Consider the following 11,407-nt stretch of genomic DNA (forward strand, 5'->3'; position numbering starts at 1 on the left):
GTTTTTATTTTTGCCGTAACGGCCAACTTTCTAATATCGTGTAGTTAACGTTATGGCGGTGGCCAGTCGATTGATATAAATGTAAATGGCTTGGTGCGATGATGAGCTGAGTGTCCTTTACCACGGCTGGTAAAGAAGCTGTTGTCACCCCACGAAATAGACTAATGTGCGGAACATAATCGTATTGACTGATGGCTAGATGGTGAGTTTTTGCAATGTTCTTAATGTCATTCGCCATAGTGTTTAATGATGTACTCGCTTGTCCTTTTAAACAGATTAATTGTGCTGTTTGCCACCAAGCGAAGGTGTCGATAACTTGACTGAAAGTTGTTTTAGGCATCTGATTTATTGCTTCATGGATTTTTGAACAAGTGGTCGGATCTATTTGACCGAAAAAGCCTAATGTTATGTGTAAGTTGTGTGCTAAAGTGGCTACTGAATTTGTATTTATTTTAGTTATAAGTGTTTGTTGTAGATGTAATATTTTATCTATTTGTGGTTTGTCTACGCTAAAGCCGACAAATAATCTTGCTGACGAAGGTGTTTGCATCCGGTTGGCCCTATTATTTATTGAGCTGAAACATAAACGTTGATAGATTAACAATACTACTGATTTTAAAAACATATCGTGGTTTCAGTTAACTACCTAATCAATATAGTGCTTATAGTTAGCGCTTATAGTTAGTGCTTATAGTTAGCGATATGGCATCCACAAGATAACTGATTTTATTCCCAAGCAAATTGAATTGCTAACCTTGAATGAGTTGATGAATGGCCGATAGCACCCAGCAACTATTGAAAAGTGTTTTTACAAATGGACCTATTGAGGGTAGTAATACTTCGGTGTTATCACTGCTTAATCAAGCATTACAGTTAGTCTGTCAAAGGCTAGAATGCAGCGCTGCATTTGTGTTGACGAGTCAATATGATAAATTATTTGCCGTCGATACTGATATTATCGACACTTCAGAGCAACAATGTGTCAGTCATTTTGGTGCTTCACCAGCATCAGAAGCGCTGTTTAACCAGCATTTACAAGATAATTTGTCACTGTGCGAATCATTATTTAACAGCTATCAAGCAATCATTTATCCTCATTCCCCAGAGCAATCATTTACCGCTGACGAAAATCGACTCCTTACACCGCTTTTAGGCATCTTTAATCAACTCGATATTGATTGTAAGCATCTTGCTCTGAGTCCTGTTTTGCATGTTGGCAATGTTAAAGTTGTTTTAGGCACTATGTGTGCATCCGATGCTAACACAGTAGTGAGTCAGCAAGATGATCCTTGTGCGTTTGTGCAAAAGTTACTCGATGATACTGCATATCAATTAGCCTCTTCACTTGAACTTCGTCGTTTATCCGTGCTTTTAGACAGTAAAGATAAACAGTATCAAGAGCTATTTCAGTTACTGCCGATGCCATGTGCGTTGATTGATTTACACAATAATGTTGTATTGCAAAATGATGCGAGTAAACAAAATTTACCCATTACAGTCGGGCAGAGTTTATTTACGTTGCTACGAGAAGATGATCACCCACTATTACTCGATACCTTGCATATCGTTCGAGAAGGTATTTTACGCCAAGCCTGGTGTGAAGTGCCGTTACGAAATGGGGTTCAAATATACTGGTATAAGTTTAGCTTTTGCCATGCACTTAATAAACAGCAACAGTTATTATTAATGATTGAAGATGTCACCGAACGTTATCGACTTGCCGATGAGTTATCGTTTCATTCCAATTATGATGTGCTAACCGGATTACCAAATCGATTACAGTTCGAAAACATGCTTGAAGAGTTATTAAAAGACGACGAACATGCTCCGGCTTGTATTGCCTTTCTCGATCTCGATCAATTTCAAGTGGTAAATGACCTTAGTGGTCATCAAGCGGGTGATGTGTTGCTGCAACAAGTGGCGACTCGCTTAAAACAATTATTACGTAAAGACGATGTGGTTGCGCGTTTAGGCGGCGATGAGTTTGGCTTATTGATGCATTATTCTGATACCGCATCGGCGCAACAAGTGGCAAAACGAATTTGCCAACAGTTGTTTGATCATGAATTTACTTGGAAAGGTATCAAACACAACATTAGTGCCAGCATTGGCATTGCCAAAGTCGATTATGTTGACTCCGATATTTACGGTGTGATGAGCAAAGCTGATGCCGCTTGCCGCTTGGCCAAAGAAGAAGGCCGTAACCGTTGGCATTTTTATAATCCTGACGACCCACAAATGCACATGATGTATAACCAAATGCTGGCATCTGTGGATATTACAGGCGCACTGGCATTAAATCAGTTTGAGCTATTCTATCAATTAATTGAGCCGCTCGATAAACCCGACACTGGCATCCACATGGAAATTCTACTTCGCATGGTGCAGAGTGATGGCCAATATGTATCGCCGGGGGTGTTTTTACCTGCTGCTGAGCGTTATAACTTAGCGCCTCGAGTAGACCGTTGGGTTATCGATAATTTATTGACGTGGGGCGGCAATAATTTAGCTACATGGGAACAGCTTTCTATGGTGTCGGTGAATTTGTCTGCGATGTCACTTGCTGACCAAAAGTTCATGACTTGGCTCGAAATGCGTTTAATGGTTGAACCTGAGCTGGTGAGTAAATTATGTTTTGAAATAACCGAAACTGCAGCGGTAAGCCAATTAGACCAAGCTACCGGATTAATTGAGTTGTTACGACCATTTGGTTGTAAGATTGCATTAGATGATTTTGGTTCTGGTTTTTCTAGCTTTGCATATTTGAAATGTCTTGATGTCGATTACGTTAAAATTGACGGCCAATTTGTAGTGAATTTATGCGAAAACCGCAGTGATAAAGCCATTGTTTCGGCTATTTGTCAGCTCGGAAAAGACATGGGGTTTGAAGTTATCGCAGAGTTTGTTGAAAATACTGATATTGGCGTATATCTTAAAAATATTGGTGTCGATTATGCGCAAGGCTATGCTATTAATAAACCGACACGATTAGCTGAACTACAACACGGTTTACGGACTCCTTGGTTAATCTAAATGAGTAAAATGACTCAATAACTGAGAGCGGTTAATTGCTTTGTTAAAAAGGTAGCCAAATAGGCTTGAAATAGGCAATTAATGACACCTTGATACAATGTGGGTAAAATGAACCGCAGAAAATAGCCGTAAAAGTTAATCGCGTTGACCTCAAAACAAGTATTGCAGCAGCACCCATCATTGATGCCCACGACATTGCCGATTCACGCGGTACTCGACTCGTTGCGTGTGCAGTTTTCGGCCCATTCACACATTATTATCGAAGCGCCAACCGGTGCAGGTAAATCCACAGCATTACCATTAGCGATGTTAGCCTGGCCTGAAATTCATGGCAAAATTCTGATGTTAGAACCCCGTCGAGTCGCGGCCCGCAATGTCGCTAAGTTTATTGCCCAACAATTGGGCCAAAATGTTGGCCAGCAAGTGGGTTATCGTGTCCGTGGCGAATCAAAAGTCAGCGCAGATACTCGATTAGAAATTGTCACCGAAGGTATTCTGACCCGAATGATCCAACAAGACCCAGAGCTTAGTGGGATTGATGTGATTATTTTCGATGAAATACATGAGCGTCATCTTACGACTGATTTAGGCTTGGCTTTAGCACTGGAAGTGCAGCAATCATTACGTGACGATTTACACATTATTGCTATGTCTGCCACCTTGTCTGGCTTACCGCTAGACACGTTAATGCCCGATGCTGCGCAAATACACAGTGATGGTCGCAGTTTTGAGGTTGAGATTGCTTATCAGCCTTGCCCTGGGCAACAGTTGTGGCTAACACACATGTCCCGCGTGGTTATCGATACCATTTCAGATCCCAATCTAGCGCAATATCAACAGGGCAGCGTTTTGGCGTTTTTACCCGGTAAAGGTGAAATTCGTAAATTAGCTGGATTATTGCGTGAGCGTTTAGATGCATCATGGCTTATTTGTCCTATGTATGGCGACTTGTCGTCAGCGGAGCAAGATCAAGCCATTCGTGCAGCAGAACCGGGTAAACGTAAAATCGTCCTCGCGACTAATGTGGCTGAATCGAGTTTAACGATTGAAGGCATCACCCTTGTTATAGACAGCGGTTATCGACGTGAAGCGAGTTTTAACCCTAAAACCGGCGTGACACGCTTAGGGCTTAAGCGCATTAGCCAGGCATCGGCTATTCAACGTAGTGGCCGAGCAGGGCGCTTAGCTGCGGGTTATTGCGTGCGGTTATGGAGCCAAGAAGAACAAGGGCGCATGCGCAAAGTCGATGAGCCAGAAATCACGCAAGCGGAACTGACTTCTATGGCACTTGATTGTGCCAGTTGGGGCGCTAAATCATTTGCTGAATTATCATTGCTCACACCACCGCCGCCGATCCATGAACAAGTCGCATGGCGATTACTTATTCAACTTGAATTAATTGACCCACAACGTAAATTAACGTCACTTGGCCGAGAGGCTTATGCATTAGGTTGTCATCCGCGCTTAGCGCATATGCTGCTCAAAGCTAAGCAACTTGCCTTGCACGACAATCAGCCGCAACTTTGCCTGCTGGCTTGCGTATTAGCAGGCATTATTGAAGCCCGTGGACTACCGAAAAAAGGCGCTGATATTCATCATTATTTGACCGAGGCTTTGCAGGGGCAAATTAAACAGCAAGTTAGGCAATGGCAACAATCTTTGGCGATATCGGGTCAGGTCAATGAGGCAATACGTAATGCATCGACTCGTGATATAAGCTATTTGTTAGCACTTGCTTACCCTGATCGTATTGCCAAAGCTCGTGGCCATGAAGGCTTTTTATTAAGTAATGGTACGGGTGTGGTGATCAATGCCGAAGACAGTTTGGCTCATGAACCTTGGTTAGTGGTTGCTGACTTTCAAGAGACTCAAGGTCGTAATGCTGGCCAAATTTACCTTGCAGCAAGGTTAGATGAACGCTTGTTTACTGCCGAACTTGCCTCGTTAGTAACTACTCATGTTCACGGTGGTTGGGATGAAGCAAAAGGGCGTTTTTTTGCTGAAAAACATACTAAAATCGGTGAGGTTATCATTAAAATCGACACCGGTATTACGCCTGAACGGGCACAAATTACCGCAGCATTATTAGAACAGATCCGTATAAAAGGGTTAACAATCCTTAATCGTGACGAGCTGTTAATCCAGTTACAATATCGGGTTGAATTAGCTCGATACTTTGCGCCAGAGCATGATTGGCCTTGTTTAAGCGATGAGTACTTACTGGCGACGTTAGAAGATTGGCTTGAGCCACATTTGGATAACATTCGTTCATTGGCCGCATTGGCTAAAGTAGCCGCGTATGGATTGGTGAAAAATTTACTCAATTGGCAACAGCAGCAGCTATTAGAGCAACTGGTGCCAACACATTGGCCGATGGCAACTGGCACTCGTGCCCCCATCCGTTACCAGATGCCACTTGATACTGACGGACATTTTTATCATAACAATGACCAACAAGGCCGTGCGTTGCTTAGTGTACGTTTACAAGAAGCATTAGGGATGGCGCAAAGCCCGACAATATTGCACGGCAAAATGACGGTTACTATGGAGTTGTTGTCGCCAGCACAACGACCATTAGCCGCCACGGCAGATTTAGCCAGCTTCTGGCAAGGCCCATATATTGATGTAAAAAAAGAAATGCGTGGTCGTTATCCTAGGCATTTATGGCCTGATGACCCAGTGAATACAGTGGCAACAAAATTTACTAAAAAGAAAACTCCAGGCGTGTAAATAAGTCATCTAGCTTATTAATAACATGCAATTATTTCAGCGTTATATGGAAAACGAAACCATTATTTATGAGTAAAAAAACCAAAAAGTCTTCAGCCAACACAAAAAAAAGTGGCTCATCTTGGTGGCAAAAACTGTGGTCGCTCACATGGAAATTATCAATCGTTGGTATTGCTGTTGTGAGCTTTTACGCTATTTATTTAGACCAAATTATTGCGCAGAAATTTGAAGGCCAAAAGTGGCATTTACCTGCCCAAGTTTTTAGTCGTTCAATGGCATTGTACCCAGGTGCTGCGATAAACCATCCGCAGTTAATGGCTGAGCTTAATTTGTTGGGTTACCGTAAAGTGTCCAATCCGCGGCAAGTTGGCGAGTTTTCTGCTTCAAGTACTCGTATCGAATTATGGCGTCGGCCGTTTTTGCATCCCGAAGGCAACCAAGCCGAGCAGCGAGTGATGATAAGCTTTGACTCTGAAGGCGTTAGCTCAGTTAAGCGGATGTCTGACAAACGTGAATTAGCGGTATTTCATTTAGAACCAGTATTACTTGACCGTATTATTGCCGGCGATGGCGAAGACCGTTTATTTGTGCGAACGCCAGAGATGCCTTCAATGATTATCGATGCGCTTATTTTGGTTGAGGACCGCAGTTTTTATGATCACTTTGGGGTAAACCCATTGGCGATTGCACGCGCTGCGGTGGTCAATATTACTGCCGGTCGTACGGTGCAAGGGGGTTCAACCTTAACTCAGCAGTTAGCCAAAAACTTCTTTTTAAGCAGCGAACGCTCAATTGTGCGTAAAGTGCGTGAAGCCATAATGGCATTGATTATCGATTTTCGTTATAGCAAAGATGATATTTTAGAAGCTTATCTCAATGAAGTGTACATGGGCCAAGACAAGGCCCGTGGTGTGCATGGTATGGGATTAGCCTCACAATTCTATTTTGGTCGCCCCATTGGTGAATTAACCGTGTCGCAGCAAGCCTTTTTAGTTGCGGTCATTAAAGGACCTTCTTATTACAACCCGTGGCGTTATCCTGAACGAGCCCAAGAGCGCCGTGATTTAGTGTTACGTTTGCTTATGGAAAACGATAAATTAACCGTTGCCCAATATAAAGCTGCAGCAGAGTCGCCAATCGGTCTACGCAGTGCTAAAAAATCGGTACATCAGAAGTTACCAGCGTTTTTTGCTGTGGTTAAACAAGAGTTACGCGACCGTTATGGTGATTCGTTACTGAAGCAGTCGGGCGTAAAAGTGTATACCACGCTCGATCCTATGGCCCAAGAAGCCGCAGAAAAAGCCGTGTTGTCTACCATGGCATCACTGGATAAACGGGCTAAAAACGTTCAAGTCGGCATGGTTGTCACCGACAAATATACTGGCGGCATAGCAGCGATGGTGGGTGATAAACAACCGAGTTATGAAGGATTTAACCGCGCGGTTGAAATTAGACGTCCAATTGGGTCGTTAATAAAACCATTCGTGTATGCCAGCGCATTACGCCAAGCAGATAAATTTACTTTAGCCACTCCCGTAGAAGATAAACCCATCACCCTTAAAAATGAGCAAGGAAAAACGTGGTCACCTAAAAACGTCGATAAAAAGTTCAGTGGCCAAGTGCCTTTATTAAGCGCATTTAAAGATTCAATGAACGTTCCAACGGTTAACGTTGGTTTGGCTGTTGGTGTTGAAAAGGTTGCTGCTACATTGAAAAAATCGGGTTGGGAGGATGATATATCCCCTTATCCATCGATGTTGTTGGGTGCGGTGAATGGCTCACCATTAATGGTGGCTCAAGTTTATCAAACCATTGCTGATGAAGGTCGCTATCGTAAGTTATCATCGATTACAGCGGTATTAGACAGTCAAAACCAAGCGTTGGAAGTCACTCGTGTTCCATCGTCGATGGCAATTGATCCGGCAACCGATTACTTAGTTCAATATGCAATGAACCAGGTAGTGCGAAATGGTACGGCTAAGCGTTTAGGCGCTGCATTTCCTGGGGTTCGTTTAGCGGGTAAAACCGGCACCAGTAATGATAGTCGTGACTCGTGGTTTGCTGGATTTGATGAACGTAACGTAGCGGCTATTTGGGTCGGCCAAGACGATAACAGTAAAACGGGCTTGTATGGTAGTAGTGGCGCAATGGCCGTGTATCAGGCCTTTTTACATCAACGTCCACCGCTTAGTTTACGAATGATGCCCGTTAATGGGGTTATTAATGGTTATTTTGATCGTACAACGGGTGTGGCTAAGAAAGGTAATTGTGACAATATTATCGGTCTACCGGCATTAGACGCAAGCTATCATCCGGTTGCCAATTGTGGCGAGTCATTATCTTGGTGGCAGAAGTTGGTGGGAGAGTAACGCGTTAGCTTAGCCATTATGTCGTTGCCAACAATAAGCCCAAAGTAAGTGATTACTTTGGGCTTATTTTTTGGTCTCGCGCAGGATAATCAACATTTTTAAGCAATCTTTTTTCCTGCTGACGATATTGCAGAGCAGAAGCTATTTACCTTGTCCGAGTTGATTACGTAAGGTGGCAATTTCTTCGATCATTTGCTGCTGATTGTGCTCCATGCGCTCTAGCGCTTGTTCTAGCTTGGTATTGATTTCTGCTTTATGCGCTGCTTGAGCCTCTTGCGCTTCGTTACGTTCTTGCTCATCTGGTGCGACGAAAACAGATGCCATATAACCGGATATCACTCCGAAAAAGCTGACACCACTAATGATCACTAATCCACCGATGATATGGCCTACCGTACTGACGGGATAGAAGTCACCGTAACCGACGGTTGATATGGTCACTAATGCCCACCAAATAGCTTGCTCTGCTGTTTGGATATTGGCGTTAGGTTCAGTGCTTTCTACTAGTAAAATAAGTACAGATGCAGTGGCTAAAATTAATACCATCGCCACCAGTAAACTGGCCAATGTAGATTGTTTTCGCTGACGCAATAATGGGATTAATAATGACCGGCTCATGCGGATTAAACGAATAACTCTTAATATTTGGAATATACGTGCGATACGCAGTGCTTCAATGGCTGGAATGCTGGCAACAAAGTCTATCCAATGGTGCCTAACGTAAAAGGCTTTATTACGTGCTTTGAACAAACCATGGAAAAACTTGGTCATAAAAATCATGCAGATTGTAGTGTCTATATACAGCAGTACTTTGTTGGTTTCAGCGTCTAACTTACCAAAGGTAATCGTGAGTACTATCACCACAGAGATCAGTGATAACACCATCATTGCGAGTTCGAATGGACTTGGGCCATCGACATTTTTGACCGACCAACGTTTAGATTCGAGCATATAATAAGTCCGTTTGCATTCGTTCGCCGTGAGGCTTTGTTAAGATGTTGAGTTTATCATAACAAAAAACGCACAAGACAAGTGTCTGGTGCGTTGTTTTTAGTTAATGTACTGTACTGATAACGGTGTTTATTTTGACGATTTAGTATCAACGAAGTGGACCAAATCATCTAATACGCGCTTTTTGATTTCCAGCTGCGACTCAGATTCTAAGCCGTATTTTTGCGCTAAAATCACATAATCTTCAGCATTTAATGACACAGTTAAACGAGGACGCTTTGGACGTTTGGATACAGAGAGTCCAAGTATGGTCCTGATTTGGTCTGAAGGACTGACGCCTTTATCTAAGGCTTCTTTTCGGATTGAGTATTGAAACTTCTCATCCAGATCAAAAGCCACTTGGGTTGCTTTTGCAGCTTGTTGGTTTTTAAGCCATTTCTCTGGTAACGGTTTGCCTGAACTCATTAGAAAATCGTCTCCTACCTGTATCAGCTTGCTGGCCAATACTCTCTAATATCGGTCAGTGGGCGATATAAAGTCAACATCACTTCAGTGTCTCCACTTTCGTAAACTTCAATATCAACCGCGTGAGAGTCATCAGCATTAGTCAAACTGTAACCTTCAAAACCTTCACCGCGAGCATCATCGTCATTTTGAGGAGGCTTTAGGTCGCGATAATCTTGACGATGGAAGTAACCAAAACCGGCAAATTCAACTTGATGATATTCATCACTGAGCCATTTATCGAACTCAGCGGCTAACTCGGCAGGAAGTGCCTGCAATGTCAGCGTTGCTTTACCTGGTTCTTCAAATATTTCAGCAAATGCGTCAAGCTCAAACAATTGTTCAACCACAGCGCGGTTGATTTTGATTGAAATACTTAAGTAAGATTCGTCTTCTTGCACGTAGGATAAATAGATTGCGGTGCCGCTATGGCCACGTAATAAGAATTCACAAAGCTGCGAGCGTTGGTATTCATAGGTATGAATAGCTTCAACCTTAAGCTGTTGCCCGCGCAATTGCGTAGGCAAAGCAAAACTGTCATCAAAGGTGATCATATCACCCTTGAGCAGTTTATTTGGATGGTCAAGCTTACGCTTCGGGGCTTCTTTTTTACCGAATAGGCCACTAAGAAATCCCATAATAGCTTAACCTTTACGTGCTTTAATGCGATCTAGCACAGCATTAGCATTCGACTTTTGCTCACCAATACCTGCTTCAGCTAGCTTGGCATGTAATGACTTATCGCTATTCTCTTCAGCTAATGTTTCTGACGCTTTTAAGCGGTCATCAAACTGTTGTTGACGTGCTTTGATGCGCTCTAGTGAATCTTTAGCGTTAAGCAGTTTTGAATTACTTGACGCAAATGAGTCAGTGATAGTTGCAGTGGCTTTTTGCACGCTTTCAGTGGTTTTAACCATAGTAAGTTGACGTTGGTAATCATTTAACTGACGCTCAGTCTTCTTCACTAAATCTTTTAAACGCACTGCATGTGAGCTAAAGCTATCATTGGCTGTTTGTTGTTCAGCTAATTCTTCGTCTAGCTGAGCGATCTTTTCAGCAATTTCAATTGCTAAAGCTTCGTTGCCTTTGTCTAGCGCTTGGGTGACATAGCCTTCGTGCTCAACAACACTACGCTTTAGGCGATCAATTTCACGACTGGCTTGCATTTCTTTAGCCATAACATCAGTTAATTCACGTTTAGCTCGGGTTAAATGCTTTTCTGCATCACGAATTTCTTGTTCAAAAATTCGGGTTGAGTTTGAGTCAACGATATTTTGGCCAACTTCAGTTGCACCACCACGAAACGCTGTAAGAATCTTGTTTAGAATGCCCATAATTGGCTCCTTAGATTAAAAATTCGACGAGTTCGTCGATGACTTCCAGACAGTTGTCTGACAGTACTGCTAATTCTTGTTCAATTTCTTCCATGCTTGATTGCACAGATAATGCCCCGTAAACCACATATTTATCATCAATTTTAGCAAACGATGATAATGGCATTGGAATGTTGAGCTCTAACATGGTCTCGAACATTTCAGCGCGGCGAGCTTGGTTTACTTCGTTTTCGCCCCACAAGTAACTGATACACAATATTTGGTTGTCAGTTACTGATACAAACACCGGAATTTCTTCTCGGCCGACAATATTGACTTGTAACACTTCAACATCACCGTCAATCGGATAACAATCAAACTGAAAACCGGTTTTGCTGTGATCGCATAGTCCGTTTAGGTGACCTGCAATGGTATGGATGTTCATATTCGTCCTTAATTGACATATTATGTCTGTGAGTAAAGATAGCATCTAGACATAATATGTCA

The 11,407-nt window shown here is 42.7% G+C and carries 9 protein-coding genes; 3 read left to right on the forward strand and 6 right to left on the reverse strand.

Annotated features, from left to right (window positions below; all coding sequences use genetic code 11):
- Nucleotides 1-4: 4 nt before the first annotated feature.
- A complete protein-coding gene (gene thpR, locus CXF88_RS03010) occupies nucleotides 5-550 on the reverse strand; it encodes an RNA 2',3'-cyclic phosphodiesterase (protein WP_157822766.1) in 546 nt (181 codons plus the stop codon).
- A 221-nt stretch (nucleotides 551-771) separates the two neighbouring features.
- Between thpR and CXF88_RS03015 the strand changes: the two genes are divergently transcribed.
- From CXF88_RS03015 to mrcB, 3 genes are all read left to right on the forward strand, one after another.
- On the forward strand, nucleotides 772-3,033 hold the full coding sequence (locus tag CXF88_RS03015; RefSeq protein ID WP_101085271.1) for an EAL domain-containing protein: 2,262 nt from the start codon (nucleotides 772-774) through the stop codon (nucleotides 3,031-3,033).
- Between the two features lie 183 nt (nucleotides 3,034-3,216).
- A complete protein-coding gene (hrpB, locus tag CXF88_RS03020) occupies nucleotides 3,217-5,763 on the forward strand; it encodes an ATP-dependent helicase HrpB (protein ID WP_101085368.1) in 2,547 nt (848 codons plus the stop codon).
- A 68-nt stretch (nucleotides 5,764-5,831) separates the two neighbouring features.
- Nucleotides 5,832-8,132, forward strand: coding sequence for a penicillin-binding protein 1B (gene mrcB, locus CXF88_RS03025; protein WP_101085272.1), 2,301 nt, complete (start codon nucleotides 5,832-5,834; stop codon nucleotides 8,130-8,132).
- Nucleotides 8,133-8,273: 141 nt separating this feature from the next.
- Here mrcB and CXF88_RS03030 read toward each other — a convergent pair whose 3' ends face one another.
- The 5 genes from CXF88_RS03030 to CXF88_RS03050 all read right to left on the reverse strand — a co-directional run bounded on the left by CXF88_RS03030 (nucleotide 8,274) and on the right by CXF88_RS03050 (nucleotide 11,345).
- A complete protein-coding gene (locus CXF88_RS03030; RefSeq protein ID WP_101085273.1) occupies nucleotides 8,274-9,083 on the reverse strand; it encodes an ion transporter in 810 nt (269 codons plus the stop codon).
- A 129-nt stretch (nucleotides 9,084-9,212) separates the two neighbouring features.
- The gene (locus tag CXF88_RS03035) at nucleotides 9,213-9,548 is read right to left on the reverse strand and encodes a hypothetical protein (protein WP_101085274.1); all 336 of its coding nucleotides are present in this window, start codon (nucleotides 9,546-9,548) and stop codon (nucleotides 9,213-9,215) included.
- Between the two features lie 23 nt (nucleotides 9,549-9,571).
- Nucleotides 9,572-10,225 (reverse strand): hypothetical protein, encoded by a 654-nt coding sequence (locus CXF88_RS03040; protein ID WP_101085275.1) that lies wholly within the window; start codon nucleotides 10,223-10,225, stop codon nucleotides 9,572-9,574.
- Nucleotides 10,226-10,231: 6 nt separating this feature from the next.
- On the reverse strand, nucleotides 10,232-10,921 hold the full coding sequence (locus CXF88_RS03045; RefSeq protein WP_101085276.1) for a PspA/IM30 family protein: 690 nt from the start codon (nucleotides 10,919-10,921) through the stop codon (nucleotides 10,232-10,234).
- Nucleotides 10,922-10,931: 10 nt separating this feature from the next.
- Nucleotides 10,932-11,345, reverse strand: coding sequence for a DUF2170 family protein (locus CXF88_RS03050; RefSeq protein WP_101085277.1), 414 nt, complete (start codon nucleotides 11,343-11,345; stop codon nucleotides 10,932-10,934).
- Nucleotides 11,346-11,407: the final 62 nt, after the last annotated feature.

The organism is Shewanella sp. ALD9 (genome assembly GCF_002836315.1).
Lineage (GTDB): Bacteria > Pseudomonadota > Gammaproteobacteria > Enterobacterales > Shewanellaceae > Shewanella.